This is a genomic window from Thermococcus aegaeus (genome assembly GCF_055393685.1).
On sequence record NZ_AP042464.1, the window covers coordinates 62,862 to 74,922 of the forward strand.

General features: G+C 42.2%; 15 protein-coding genes. 8 read left to right on the forward strand and 7 right to left on the reverse strand.

Features of this window, described 5'->3' with window-relative positions; genetic code table 11:
• Positions 1–5: 5 nt before the first annotated feature.
• The gene (locus ACZ5NL_RS00350) at positions 6–749 is read left to right on the forward strand and encodes a lysostaphin resistance A-like protein (RefSeq protein ID WP_464842334.1); all 744 of its coding nucleotides are present in this window, start codon (positions 6–8) and stop codon (positions 747–749) included.
• Positions 746–1,414, forward strand: coding sequence for a carbon-nitrogen hydrolase family protein (locus ACZ5NL_RS00355; protein ID WP_464842335.1), 669 nt, complete (start codon positions 746–748; stop codon positions 1,412–1,414). The genes ACZ5NL_RS00350 and ACZ5NL_RS00355 overlap by 4 nt, the downstream gene beginning before the upstream one ends.
• Here the strand turns inward: ACZ5NL_RS00355 and ACZ5NL_RS00360 are convergent.
• Genes ACZ5NL_RS00360 through ACZ5NL_RS00375 form a run of 4 tightly spaced genes read right to left on the reverse strand, consistent with a single transcriptional unit; the run spans position 1,394 to position 5,255 of the window.
• Complete coding sequence (locus tag ACZ5NL_RS00360) at positions 1,394–1,861, reverse strand: GNAT family N-acetyltransferase (protein WP_464842336.1); 468 nt, start codon at positions 1,859–1,861, stop codon at positions 1,394–1,396. The genes ACZ5NL_RS00355 and ACZ5NL_RS00360 overlap by 21 nt on opposite strands.
• A complete protein-coding gene (locus ACZ5NL_RS00365) occupies positions 1,842–3,275 on the reverse strand; it encodes a hypothetical protein (RefSeq protein ID WP_464842337.1) in 1,434 nt (477 codons plus the stop codon). Before ACZ5NL_RS00365 ends, ACZ5NL_RS00360 begins: the two co-directional genes overlap by 20 nt.
• Complete coding sequence (locus tag ACZ5NL_RS00370) at positions 3,256–4,350, reverse strand: DUF1611 domain-containing protein (protein ID WP_464842338.1); 1,095 nt, start codon at positions 4,348–4,350, stop codon at positions 3,256–3,258. Before ACZ5NL_RS00370 ends, ACZ5NL_RS00365 begins: the two co-directional genes overlap by 20 nt.
• A 2-nt stretch (positions 4,351–4,352) precedes the next feature.
• Complete coding sequence (locus tag ACZ5NL_RS00375) at positions 4,353–5,255, reverse strand: pyridoxal-phosphate dependent enzyme (RefSeq protein ID WP_464842339.1); 903 nt, start codon at positions 5,253–5,255, stop codon at positions 4,353–4,355.
• Between the two features lie 280 nt (positions 5,256–5,535).
• On the opposite strand from ACZ5NL_RS00375, the gene ACZ5NL_RS00380 reads away from it, so the two are divergent.
• From ACZ5NL_RS00380 to ACZ5NL_RS00405, 6 genes are read left to right on the forward strand one after another with little or no spacing between them, the layout of a single operon-like run.
• The gene (locus tag ACZ5NL_RS00380; protein WP_464842341.1) at positions 5,536–5,697 is read left to right on the forward strand and encodes a hypothetical protein; all 162 of its coding nucleotides are present in this window, start codon (positions 5,536–5,538) and stop codon (positions 5,695–5,697) included.
• A 39-nt stretch (positions 5,698–5,736) separates the two neighbouring features.
• Entirely contained in the window at positions 5,737–7,044 is a 1,308-nt protein-coding gene (locus ACZ5NL_RS00385; protein WP_464842342.1) for an MFS transporter, read from the forward strand.
• Between the two features lie 38 nt (positions 7,045–7,082).
• Positions 7,083–7,412, forward strand: coding sequence for a methionine--tRNA ligase subunit beta (metG, locus tag ACZ5NL_RS00390; protein ID WP_464842343.1), 330 nt, complete (start codon positions 7,083–7,085; stop codon positions 7,410–7,412).
• A gap of 1 nt (position 7,413) precedes the next feature.
• A complete protein-coding gene (gene speB / locus ACZ5NL_RS00395) occupies positions 7,414–8,250 on the forward strand; it encodes an agmatinase (protein ID WP_464842345.1) in 837 nt (278 codons plus the stop codon).
• Positions 8,251–8,307: 57 nt separating this feature from the next.
• Entirely contained in the window at positions 8,308–9,456 is a 1,149-nt protein-coding gene (gene thrC, locus ACZ5NL_RS00400) for a threonine synthase (RefSeq protein WP_464842347.1), read from the forward strand.
• Positions 9,457–9,467: 11 nt separating this feature from the next.
• Entirely contained in the window at positions 9,468–10,253 is a 786-nt protein-coding gene (locus ACZ5NL_RS00405; protein ID WP_464842348.1) for a DODA-type extradiol aromatic ring-opening family dioxygenase, read from the forward strand.
• Positions 10,254–10,255: 2 nt separating this feature from the next.
• Here ACZ5NL_RS00405 and ACZ5NL_RS00410 read toward each other — a convergent pair whose 3' ends face one another.
• Genes ACZ5NL_RS00410 through ACZ5NL_RS00420 form a run of 3 tightly spaced genes read right to left on the reverse strand, consistent with a single transcriptional unit; the run spans position 10,256 to position 12,053 of the window.
• Positions 10,256–11,053, reverse strand: a complete 798-nt coding sequence (locus ACZ5NL_RS00410; RefSeq protein ID WP_464842350.1) for a hypothetical protein — start codon at positions 11,051–11,053, stop codon at positions 10,256–10,258.
• Complete coding sequence (locus ACZ5NL_RS00415; RefSeq protein WP_464842351.1) at positions 11,050–11,457, reverse strand: hypothetical protein; 408 nt, start codon at positions 11,455–11,457, stop codon at positions 11,050–11,052. Before ACZ5NL_RS00415 ends, ACZ5NL_RS00410 begins: the two co-directional genes overlap by 4 nt.
• A gap of 38 nt (positions 11,458–11,495) precedes the next feature.
• Positions 11,496–12,053: a hypothetical protein gene (locus ACZ5NL_RS00420; protein WP_464842352.1), complete on the reverse strand. Its 558-nt coding sequence runs from the start codon at positions 12,051–12,053 to the stop codon at positions 11,496–11,498.
• Positions 12,054–12,061 lie beyond the last annotated feature (8 nt).

The following is a 12,061-nucleotide window of genomic DNA, read 5'->3' on the forward strand; positions in this document are numbered from 1 at the left end:
TCAAAATGGAACGATGGAGGAAGGGAGTGCTTGGTGTTGTAATCCTCGACTTTATAACCCTGCTGATGTCCCATGCCCTTTACCGCGAGATAGGATGGGTGCCGCTTGGACTTGTGTCCTTTGTGCTCCTCTATCTGGTCATTCGACTTTCAGGTTACACCAGAGAAGAGCTCGGCCTCGGCGGAGGCTTTGACCTGAGACTCCATATTCTTTTGCCATTGTTTACAATGCTTATGAGCTTTCTCTGGATTATCCCTCTGGGAATTGGCATAAACACCTTTGGAAGGCCACCAAAAATAACTCTTTTAATATACATCGCGATGCTGGTAAAATACCTTATCTTCGTGGCTTTATACGAGGAGCTGATGTGGAGGGGGCTCTTCCAGGTCGCCCTTGAGGAGAAGCTGGGCAGGGGCTGGAAAGCAGTGCTTATAACGGCCTTCCTCTTTGCCCTGGGCCATCTAACACTCAGGCCGAGCTTCTGGAGGTTCTACAATCCCTTTCTTCTTGGAATCCTCTACAGCGTATATCGGTGGAAGTTCAGGAGGATCGAAGGGCTGGTGTTGGCGCATGGACTCGGAGACTTCCTGGACAGGATAATGACGATTGAAAAGGTGGACTGGCTAACGAAAACTCCTCAGGGTATAGCTTACCTGATAGGGACGTTCACTGTAACCCAGATGGTTTTGGTCGTCATATACCTAAAGATTGCCGAAAGGGTTGATGTTGGGAAGGAGGTGTCAGAATGAAGATAGCACTAATCCCCATGCGCGTCAAAACCGGGAATTTCAACACCAACTGGGCCGAGTTTAAGCGGGGGTTCGAGGAAGCGATGAGCCATAAACCTGACTTCGTTGTCTTCCCAGAGTATTGCCTCACCGGCTTTAGGGAGTGGGACTTTAGCGGGGCAAAGCTTTATGATGAGATTGTGGACAGAGTAAGCATACTTGCAAAGGAGAACTCTGTCTATGTAATCCTAGGCCTCCTCGAGCCATACAAGCGCTGCGTTTACAACTCCGCGCTGCTCTTCAACCGAGAAGGTAAAGTTATTTTAAAGCACCGCAAGTTTCAAGAACCATACAAGTTCTGTACTGGTAACACCCTCAAAACAGCAAAAACTGAGTTTGGCAAAGTAGCTATTATCATCTGCGGTGACCTCTACAATAAGAGAATAGCTAAGTGGATCAAAAGAAAAAAGCCGGAGTATCTCTTTGTACCAATGGAATACTCACCTGACTATGGAAAACCAAACGAAAATGATATCAAAGCGATGTCAGAGCGTGTAGAGCTCCTTGGGGTTAAAACTTTCATTGTGAACAGCTTCCCACCGGGTGGTGCATGGATTTTTGATGAAGCTGGAAGTCTTCTTGCCAAAGCTATTGGTAGTGAGCTATTAGTCTTTGATGTTCCCTAGTGGCTTTTCTAGTATCACGGCTCTTTCACTGTAGCCCCTTTCTTTGTACCATTTTACCGCGGGATTGTTAATCTCTACCCTAAGCACGACTTTTTTTGCCCCATTTTCTCTTGCCCACGTCTCTGCCTTTCTTAAGAGGGCCGAACCAATGCCCAAGCCTCTCGCCTTTTTAGTGACCTCTATGTCATATATGTAGGCTATTCTAACATAATCCACGGTGTCAAGGGTTAAGCAGACCCATACATGACCAAGCAGATTTTTATTTTCATCAATGGCAGCAAAAAACTTGTGCTCCCCATGAGAGAGAAGGTCTTTAAAAAGTTCTTCATGCCTCTTTGCGAACTCCTCGTATGAAATCGGAAAACGAACAAATGAGTAGCTTATTTCCCTGTCAAGCATCTTTATCTTTTCTAAATACGGCTCTCCGTCAACTATCATGTATTCCATAAAGAGCTTCCTCCTTTGTGATTTTAATCCATTCATTGTTTTTCAAATAGACATAACCCTTTGCATACTGCTCAAATATCGAGTATATTTTTTCTCTGAACTCGAGAGGAATGTTGTCGAAGTGGGAATTCCTATCATCAAAGTGAAGCATTTCCACATGCTCGGCTCTCTTACCCTCAAGGGGAAACTGGGGGTTTCTCTGCTTTATTAAATAAAGTGAATGGTAGAGCTCATCTTCATCTAATCTTATTTTTCCCTCTGCAATTCTCTTGGGCAGGGTTTCTACATGATGGAGCTTGTATTTAATCAGCTGAGGATTTATTCCATTGGCCAGCAGGAACGTTTGTATGCCGTTGCACTTGAAGCACTCTCCGCAGGGGACATAATCCTCACCTTCCTTGTGTACGGAATGACAGCTCCTCTGAAGTTTAAAGAGGTTGGGATAGCGTTGGTAGAGGATTCTCTCAACGATAAGTCCGGTGATCGGTCTCACAGCTGACCACTGTCTTATCTTTAGCCCTCTCTCCTCGAACCATTTTGTCATATATTTGTCAAAGAACTGGCTCTGGTCAAGAACGGCATAAAAATGAGGTATTCCATGGAACTCATAGCTGAGTCCTCTTGGATCGTCGTACTCATTGCCTAGTAGAACATTTCCTATCCCGTACTTTTCAATTAATGGCAGGAAGGAGAAAACATAGTGCTCAAAGAAAAACAGCCTTATTGGATACACTTCGACTCTACGCTTGCCAACATTTTGAAGTATTCTCATATTTTTCTCTATGAAAGTGTAAAGCCTGTCCACATTGCTCCATACTTTCTTCGTGTTTGGTTCATGCTCCTTGAACCATTTATAAGCTGTTAGAGCAACCTTCCAGTGGCCGCCTGACTCGTTAAAGAAGAACGGATAAACATCACACCCGATTTCCTTCATGAGCCCGTAAGTGAGGAGGCTTTCCTTTCCACCGCTGAGCATCACGGCACAGCTGTTGTAATTGGGCTCAAGCGCTACCCCCTCCTCTTCAACTTTTTCTGGAATAACTTCTGCTAGGGGCTGGGGTTTAACCTCTTTGGGGATAAACTCCTCCCTAACAAACCCAGTTCTCTTGTATACCCTGTTCACAAGTATGTCATTAGCCGTCAACTCCATCATATCCTTAAAGAACTTCAAATCCCTTGGATCCAAAGAAAAGTAGAGATGAATTTCTGGCGTAAAGAGAGCATAGTTTATCGCCGGTGTCATTACCATAAGCTTGGCAAAGGTTTCGTTTTTTGGAATTCTCTCCTGGTATCTGTGGATCAGCTTAAACTTTTCCTCTTCTCCATCAATGGAAATGGTATAAACGGAAGATATCCTCATGGAGGATATTTTTGGCTTTTCAATGACAATATAGTCAAAGCACCTGAGGGACATTTATGCTCACCTTTTCTTGAGCAGCCATAGCTTTTTCTGCGTCCTCCAAAATTGCCTTAGCTATGTCATCGACGCCCTCATATAGAGGCACTCTTGTTAGAATTCCATAGGTTGCTTCAATTTCTTTGGCCTTCTGAAGGGCTTCCTCTTTTGTGAGCTTTTCCGAATTTATTGTAATCGCAATTGGTTTTTTACCCGATAAGAGTTCAATGAGCTGGATATATTTTTCCAAGGGAGGAATCTCATACTGTGGAAAGTCGTCAAAGAACTTTCTTGCCGGTGCGTGTTGAAGTACGATGTAATCTGGCTTACCGGCCGCTATCAATTCAAATCCTCCTGGATAGGCTGGATGGAGCAGTGATCCTTCACCGTGGGTAACAATTACATCAGGCTGCTCCTCCTTCCAAGCTCTCCATATAACGTCTTCAATTGCCCCTGCAACAAAGTCATTGATAATGGAGTCTATAACTATGCAATACTTAGCTCCTTGCATCCATCCCGTTTGTCCCATAGCAACAAAAACGCTCTTCCTCCCAAAGCGTTTAAAAGCTTCATGGAGCATTATCGCAGTTGTTCTCTTTCCTATTGCGCCGTCTGTCCCAAGTACAGCTACTTTGAGAGCCTTGACCTCCTCAATTTTTCCCGTAAACGGGATTTTTAAATCACGGTATATTTTTCTCACGTCTATAAGCTGAACCTTGTACCTCTTGGCTAAACGAGAAAATTCTGGGTCATCACTGAGAAAGTTGTGAAGACCGTTAACTATGTTCATTCTTGCCTTTATGGCTTTTCTCACTATTTCTCTATAATGAGGGGGTAGATAGCCACTGGGAGTAGCGACTCCGATTATGAGGTATTTTGCGTCGGGGTTTTCTGCATGGGCTTCCTCAAAGCTTCCATATATTGGTATGCCACGTGGAATGCCATCCAAAACTTCTCCAGCATCCCTCCCAGCCAAAGTTGAATCTATTACTCCGACAATTCTAAACCTTTTGGAGTACCTAACTAACCCATGGGCAGTCTTTCCATCAGTTGTTTTGTATCTTCCTTCTGCAAGGATCAAGGCTTTCTCCATTTTCAAACCCCTCCAGTAAGGAGCAACACGAAATTCTCGTTATTTACCCCGAATTTTTTAACAAACTTAACAAGCCCTGCCAAGACTAAAGCGGAGGCAGGTAGAGCTTTTACGCCCTCGCTATCCTCCAAAAGTTTTGCATATCTTAATGCGGTGTCATCGGCAAAACCAAAGATGTAACCTCCAGAAGCCTTTATTGCCTCTAGAGCTTTTTCTACATCAAAGGATATTGATGAAACTAGAGGTTCGTTTATTTCTGTTTCAACAAAATCTTTAACTTCTTCCATGCTTCTGGTGTAGAATGCATTCAAAACCTGATTTCCATAACTTGTGGTCACCCCAATAATTTTTGGAAGTACACCATTTTTCATGAAACCATAATAGAGTCCCGCTAACGTAGTCCCATTGCCCACAGGAATGAACACTGCATACGGTTCAACTTCGCTGAGAATCTCTTTGGAGATTGAGGAATAGGCCTCGTAGTCTATTTGTGGGTTTGAACCTGGATTTGCATCATAGTAATTCATCATTGCTGCAAAAGTTTTGCTCATAAAGACGGCTGACTCGTATGGTCCATCTACAAATACAACCTCTGCCCCATACTTTTTCATTTCCCATACTCTTGAGTTTTCATAGTGCTTTGGGACGAAGATCACCGCTTTTAATCCCTCTTTTTCTGCGAAATACGCTATAGAGACTCCATAATTGCCACAGGTTCCTACAGTAACTCCAGAAAAGCCGAGCTCCTTTGCATGTTTGACATGGGCTTTTGCAATTCTATCTTTGTGTGTTTTTGTAGGATTCATCGTTTCGAGCTTTAGATATATTTTGGAGATCCCTAATTTCTTCTCTAGGCTTGTTGCCCTTAATAGGAAGGATTCATCGGAGCTCAATTCTGTTTCCATTTCTCACACCAGATCCCTTTATTTTTGGATTTAAAGGCTGACATCAGATTTATTATGTCCTACAATTATTCAAACCCTGTATTATGGATATTGGACATTCTAAAGTTGGGTATGGGTATATAAACCTTTCTCCTAGGTATGGCTTTTATATCCACTTAACATTGTTATATGACCCTAATATTTTTAGATCTCGAACGAGAGCCAAGAAGTCACAACGAAAAGTTTATAAATCCTTGTTTTCTCCATATAACCGCCCCTGATGGGGTTGGAGGTGCCAGATATGCAACCCCCTAAGAAAAAGAAAAAGGTAGAGGCCTATGAGGAGGAGCCACTGGTAGAAGAGGAAGAAGAGTTTGATGAGGAATTTGATGAAGACTTCGAAGAAGATTGGGATGAAGAGGAGTGGGAGGAGGAAGACTGGGACGAAGATGAAGACTGGTGAATTTTCCTCTTTTCTTCTTATTAATTCCGGGGGTACGTTATGAAGGCTTCTCGGAAGAGAGAAAGTGCATTTCTAAGAAGTGTAGAAGATTCCGTCTTGTTTGCCCACTCAAAAAAGTCCAAGACTAAATGGTTTTATGCATTCATCCCGTTTAAGATCTCAAATGGAGGCACTTCTACTCTGATACCCCTCTTAACATTAGAGGTTGGCGGATCTCCCCGGGAAGTAGGTTTAATCAATGCTATAGGAAGCATTGCTTCGATGATAGGAGGCATATTCTGGGGAAAGCTCTCAGATAGGATGCTCAAGAGAAAACCCTTTTTGATATTAGGTTTTATTGGGACGTCTTTATTCTCCTTTTTAATGGCATTTTCAAGGAACATTACCCAGTTAATGATTCTTAATTTTTTATACTCCTTCTTTGTTGCAGCCACAATCCCAATTCCAGTCATACTTATTGTAAGAGTTCTAAAGAAAAAACAACTCGACTATGGGATTGCGAAGTTTAACGAGATAGGCGGCTGGGCATGGGTTGTTGGACTTATTCTGGGATTTTTTCTAGCTTATTTTTTGACTATCAGACAGCTTCTCGTGATTTTTGCCCTTGTTAATATCCCCTCAATCGTTTTGGGAGTTAAGTGGATTCAAGAGGCACCATTTAGGATTGAGAGAAAGAATCTTGGAGTTTATGCAAACTATGTTGTTGAAAAATTTAGATATCTGCCAAATATTATGATTCACCTGCCCGAGTACAATAAGCGTGCCTTCCTCAAATTTTTAGAGTTTAAGGAGCTTTATCTGGCTACAATCCTGTTCTGGATTGGAGCGATGTTATATTTTTCACAATTCCCAGTTCTGTTAAAAGTTCATAATGTTAGTACTTCTGAAATATACCTTGCGAGTGTTTTGAACTCATCAATAGCCGCATATATGTATATGAGGGCGGGAACACATACTGAGAGAAGGGGTGGAAAAGCTTCTCTTATTAGGGGATTAAGTATAAGGAGCTTTGGATTTTCTCTGATTCTGCTCGGCTTATTTCAAACGGGAATATTCTTCAAAATCTGTGCCTTCATATCCTATACACTGGCAGGCTATTCTTGGGCATACATAAGCATATCAACGACTTCGATAATCTCCAAACTTGCAAAGGAGAAAGAAAAAGGAGCAATGATGGGCTTTTATAATCTAATAAGTTCTTTGGGTGCTATTATTGGAAGTGCTTTAAGCGGCTTTATAGTGAAGTCAGGTGGATTTTTCGTGAATTTTCTTCTTGCCTCTCTGTTGATACTTCTCAGTATCTTCGTTGTTATGAAGTTTAATCCGAACACAACTCCAAAAGCCTAAAATACTTCTTCCTTGGTATCATTATTTGGTGAAATCCAATGGAGCTCTATGATGTCAATGAGTTCTGGAAGTTTGACCTTAGGGTTGGATTAGTGAAAGAGGCTGAGAGGATTAAGAGAACTAAAAAGCTCATAAAACTTGAAGTGGACTTTGGGAGTGAGCAGAGGACAATAATAACAGGTCTTGCAGACCAATACGCCCCAGAGGACCTCAAGGGGAAGAAATTTGTCTTTGTTCTAAACCTAAAGCCTAAAAAGCTCTCAGGAATTGAAAGTCAGGGAATGCTAATAGTTGCCGAGAGCGAGGACGGCAAAGTTTACCTCCTCCCAGTTCCAGATGAAGTCCCAGTAGGAACAAAGGTGTGGTAAAATGCTCTTTGGTATTCCACAGTCGGAGAAACCTAATCTCTACATCTTAGGAATCCCATGGGATGGTTCTTCATCCTTTAGAAAAGGCTGTGATGAAGGGCCAAAGGCAGTAAGAGAAGCCACATCTGAAGAGCTCTACAACAGCTTCAATGAAAGCATTGTAAACCTTGTCGAGTATTGGCGCTATAAGGATTTGGGCGATTTATCAGCAAAGAGTTTTGAGGAGCTCATTCAAAATGTTGATAAAATTGTTAAAGAGCATTACAACAGGGAGCTTTTTCTCTTTTTAGGTGGAGATCATTCCATCACATATGCCACATTCAAAGCCATTAAAGAAGCTTCAGGGGAAGATTTTGGACTGGTTTACTTTGATGCCCATCCGGACATGTATCCGGAGTATGATGGCAATAAATACTCCCACGCCTGCACTGTGAGGCGATTAGTAGAGGAGGGCCTTGTAAAAGGGGAGAATGTCGTCCAAATTGGCATCAGGGCGCCAACTAAGGAGCAAGTAGAATTCGCAAATGAACATGGGATAAAAATCATTTCGGCATCCGAAGTGTATCATTCCACAAAGGTGGAAATTCCCTTTGAACAGGCCTATCTTTCATTTGACATGGACGTTCTCGATCCGGCTTTTGCTCCAGGGGTTGGAAATCCGGAACCCGGTGGTCTGAGCACTAGGGAGCTTGTTGAGGTGATAAAAAGCTTGAACTTGGAGATAGTTGCCTTTGACATTGTGGAGCTCAATCCAAGGTATGATTACAAGGGAATAACTGCTTTTGCAGCTGCGAAGATAATAAGAGAAGTGTTGGGAAAGGCTGCATTTGTGGAGTGAAGTTCCACAAAAACTATCCAAATTGTAGAGTAGAGATCCACAAATGGAGGGAATCTCATGTTAAAGTGTACTGCCTGTGGGAAGGAATACTCCCTAAGAAAGCCATATCAAAGGTGTGAATGCGGGGAGCCTTTAGAGCTTGAACTATTCAAAAGCGTTCCCGGAATAGGGAGAAGAGTTTGGGAGAGATTCTCCGGATTCTTTCCTTTTGAACTCAGGAGTGAACTTAGTCTTGGTGAAGGGGATACGCCACTAACCAAAGCAAAGAAGCTCTCAAGAGAACTTGGGATTAAACTTTACCTTAAAAACGAGACCCTTAACCCCACATGGAGTTTTAAGGATAGGGGGACTTACCTTGGCATACACAGGGCCCTTCAACTGGGATTTGAAAAGATTGGCACCGTTTCAACGGGCAACATGGCTGCGAGTGTAGCCGCTTATGGTGCTCATGCAGGACTTAAAACTTACATTCTCGTGTCATCAACAATAGCAGAGGAGAAAATTAAAGCCTTAGCTCCCTATGGAGTAAAGATTATCAAGGTTCATGGGGATTATGGAGAGCTCTATTATAAAAGTCTCGAGATAGGTCAGAGAAAGGGAATATACTTCATAAACTCGGATGACCCCTTCCGAGTTGAGGGGTACAAGAGCATAAGCTTCGAGATAGCTGAAGAAATAACTCCGGACTACGTTGTTGTACCTACATCTTCAGGAGGGTTTTTCAGGGGAATTGTGAAAGGTTTTCTGGAGCTTAAGGAGAGTGGTTTAATCGAGAACCTTCCTCATTTCGTGGCAGTTCAGGCTGAAGGCTGTTCCCCAATATGCAAAGCGTTTAACGATGGAAAAGATAAAATAGAGCGGTTTGAAAGTCCGCATACGATAGCTCACGCCATAGAAAATCCCTATCCGCCAAGTGGGAATGCAGTATTGAAGCTTTTGAGAGAGCTTAAGGGATTGTGTGTTAGTGTTAGCGATGAAGAGATTCTGAAAGCTCAAAGGGCTCTTGGTGAAGAGGGGCTCTTCGTCCAGCCAGCTTCTGCAACAGGGATCGCTGCAATAAGAAAGCTCAGGGAAAATGAAATGCTTGAAGAAGGTGCAAAGATTGTTAGCATCCTTACTGGGGCGGGATTGAAGGTCTTAAGCCAGATTGAAGCTCCGAGGGTTAATGAATGCGCTCTTGATTCCCTTGAAAAGTGTTTCAATTAAGAGGTGAGAAGATGTTAATTGGTAGTGCTATGATGCCCCATGGAAATCCTGTTCTCAAGCCTGAGGATGAAGAAACGAAAAACCTTGCAGAGACTCTTAGAGAGATTGGCAAAGAACTCTCAAAAGCTGAGGTTTACGTTCTCATAAGCCCTCACAACGTCCGCATGAGCGAAGCTCTTGGAGTTATAATGGCCGAAAATCTAATTTCATGGCTAGGTTTTGATGGAATCCAGCTTCCAGGAGAATACAAAACCGAAAGAGAGCTCGCTAAAGAGATATACCTGAATGCAAAAGCCAGTGGGCTTCCAGTGGTCGATATAAACTTTGCATCACTGAGCGGAGAATACTCCCGCTTTCCTCTAACTTGGGGAGAGCTTATTCCACTTCATTTCTTGAAAAAGAGACCACTAGTGCTTTTGACTCCCGCAAGAAAAGTTCCAAGGGAGACGCTTGTTAAGTTTGGGGAAGTTATTGGCGAAGTTCTCGAGAATTATGAAAAGAGAGTAGCTTTCATAGCGAGTGCAGATCATGCACATGCACATGGCAACGGCCCGTATGGCTATGCACCAGAGGCTAAAGAATACGACGAGCTCATCATGAGGATAATTGAAGAGAACAGACTCGAAAAGCTCCTTGAGATCCCAGAGAGCTTAATAAACAAAGCTTTACCTGACAGCTACTGGCAGTTGCTCGTCCTTTATGGTGTGCTCAAGAGAGTTCCTATGAAGCTTAAACTTACTGCTTATGCATGCCCCTCATACTTCGGCATGGGAGCGGCTTTGTTCATGAGGGAATAGAATTAACTCAAGATTGAAGCGAGTTCAATAACTTCTTCTTTTTCCCCATAGAGAACTATTAACCTTCCATAGTTCAATACACTTGAGCATTCTAGATAGACAGCTTTGTTGTCATGTTGAAGCATTGAGGCTGTAATAAGCCTTCCAATAAAACTCCTCTTTTCTATAGCTTCGAGAGGGACTTCTATACTCTGCCATCCCTCACTTTCGAGCCTTTTCTCCAGTTCTTTATGGGCGTTTTCACACTTAGAGCTTTTGTTTGGATTGGGATAGACAAAAATCCCCATGTGGACGCTGGTTATATTCTGGAACACAAAGCCACTAGTCCCATTTACTATCCCTTCTTCCCTTTTTAAGTATCCACTGGGCCTTAGATGGTATTCTTTTGTCCACTCTTTTTCTTTAAAGGGGAGAGAAATCTCTCCGAAATATGGATTTACATACACTTCGTTCGCAGAGAGAGTGTAGTGGATAACTTTCTGTGGAGAAGGCCCAATAATGAAGAGGCGAGTGGTATACAGGGAGAGTAGGAGAGCAATAACGAAGGTTCCTAAGAATGCTATTCTGGCCATCTTGTTATCTTTGTAGAGCTTTGATGCAATAATTCCGGTCAAAAATCCTACAATAAGCGCAGAGGAGGCCACACCAATTCCAAGTACTAACGAAGAGGAAATGCTACGGGGAAAGAGCTTAGAAACATCACTTATATCCAGCAAAATCATTATGGTTAGTTGTATAGGAATTAAGAGAAGTAAAAGCCCTAGAAAAGTCAAAATTAGAACAAAAGTTTGGCGTTTCATCGTGATTTCCTCCTTAAGTTGGTTATCCCATAGTGTATGATTGTTCCTAGGAGGAAAGAAACCACAGGAAAGAGATAAAAGAGGAAGAAAATGAAAAATCCTGGGTCATCACTGTGATAAGAATTTTGACGGAGATCCTCAAGCATACTCACCATAGAAATTGCCATTGTTACTATAAGAGGAGCTATACTTGCCATTATAACAAACTCTGGGAGAGGGATCCTTGAGCTCCATAGAAAAAGTGTTGTTATAAAAGCTACAATTAAGGTTGGAAAAATAAAGAAAAGAAGTTCAGGAGAAATTTTCCCATAAAAGCCTTCAAATTTTTCCATCCCGAAAGCTGTTAGCGTCCATAATGGAGTTGCGAGAATAAGAAAGAGGAAAGCTTTGGTGGTCTCTTTCATCTCGGGTTCCCTAAAAGTTATTATGGTGACATCAGTATTTATTCTTTGCGTAGGATCATCCACAGATCTTTCTCCTCTGTGTGAATGAAAACGAATATAATCTCTCCATCGGAAACTTCTATGGTTTTGGTGTAAATTGAGACACAGTAGGAATCAAGCTGAAATGGTATGTACCAGTAGACAAATGAACCAATGACTGAGCCTCCTCTGTGAATTCTAAAATCAATTCTCTGCCCTCCTGTAGTTGTAAGATTCTTTGGGGTGCTCCACGTTATTTCATATCCTTTAAATGATGTTTTACCTGAGAAGCTGATATCTGGCACGCCTAAAACTACATATTCATACAATTCTTCATTTATTCTAAGCATTGTTTCATTTAGAATTTTCATGTCAAAGTATGCCGGGTCACTCTGAGGGCTTAAAGGTGATTTTAAGGTAGTGTTGCATTTATTGAGGTTCTCTTTGGCTTCATTTAAAAAAGAAACAACCTCCGAAATTTGATTTGCCGAAGAAGTGTGTTGTGCTGAAGGTTGAGTTATGCATGGGGAAAGCATGACAATCAAAAAGAGGGGAAAGACGAAGAGGATCTTTCTCATGTTTCTCA

Excerpts from the sequence above, each read along its gene's own strand:
- ACZ5NL_RS00350 (WP_464842334.1), top strand. The coding sequence starts at position 6 with ATGGAACGATGGAGGAAGGGAGTGCTTGGTGTTGTAATCCTCGACTTT.
- ACZ5NL_RS00355 (WP_464842335.1), top strand. The coding sequence starts at position 746 with ATGAAGATAGCACTAATCCCCATGCGCGTCAAAACCGGGAATTTCAAC.
- ACZ5NL_RS00360 (WP_464842336.1), bottom strand. The coding sequence starts at position 1,861 with ATGGAATACATGATAGTTGACGGAGAGCCGTATTTAGAAAAGATAAAG.
- ACZ5NL_RS00365 (WP_464842337.1), bottom strand. The coding sequence starts at position 3,275 with ATGTCCCTCAGGTGCTTTGACTATATTGTCATTGAAAAGCCAAAAATA.
- ACZ5NL_RS00370 (WP_464842338.1), bottom strand. The coding sequence starts at position 4,350 with ATGGAGAAAGCCTTGATCCTTGCAGAAGGAAGATACAAAACAACTGAT.
- ACZ5NL_RS00375 (WP_464842339.1), bottom strand. The coding sequence starts at position 5,255 with ATGGAAACAGAATTGAGCTCCGATGAATCCTTCCTATTAAGGGCAACA.
- ACZ5NL_RS00380 (WP_464842341.1), top strand. The coding sequence starts at position 5,536 with ATGCAACCCCCTAAGAAAAAGAAAAAGGTAGAGGCCTATGAGGAGGAG.
- ACZ5NL_RS00385 (WP_464842342.1), top strand. The coding sequence starts at position 5,737 with ATGAAGGCTTCTCGGAAGAGAGAAAGTGCATTTCTAAGAAGTGTAGAA.
- metG (WP_464842343.1), top strand. The coding sequence starts at position 7,083 with ATGGAGCTCTATGATGTCAATGAGTTCTGGAAGTTTGACCTTAGGGTT.
- speB (WP_464842345.1), top strand. The coding sequence starts at position 7,414 with ATGCTCTTTGGTATTCCACAGTCGGAGAAACCTAATCTCTACATCTTA.
- thrC (WP_464842347.1), top strand. The coding sequence starts at position 8,308 with ATGTTAAAGTGTACTGCCTGTGGGAAGGAATACTCCCTAAGAAAGCCA.
- ACZ5NL_RS00405 (WP_464842348.1), top strand. The coding sequence starts at position 9,468 with ATGTTAATTGGTAGTGCTATGATGCCCCATGGAAATCCTGTTCTCAAG.
- ACZ5NL_RS00410 (WP_464842350.1), bottom strand. The coding sequence starts at position 11,053 with ATGAAACGCCAAACTTTTGTTCTAATTTTGACTTTTCTAGGGCTTTTA.
- ACZ5NL_RS00415 (WP_464842351.1), bottom strand. The coding sequence starts at position 11,457 with ATGAAAGAGACCACCAAAGCTTTCCTCTTTCTTATTCTCGCAACTCCA.
- ACZ5NL_RS00420 (WP_464842352.1), bottom strand. The coding sequence starts at position 12,053 with ATGAGAAAGATCCTCTTCGTCTTTCCCCTCTTTTTGATTGTCATGCTT.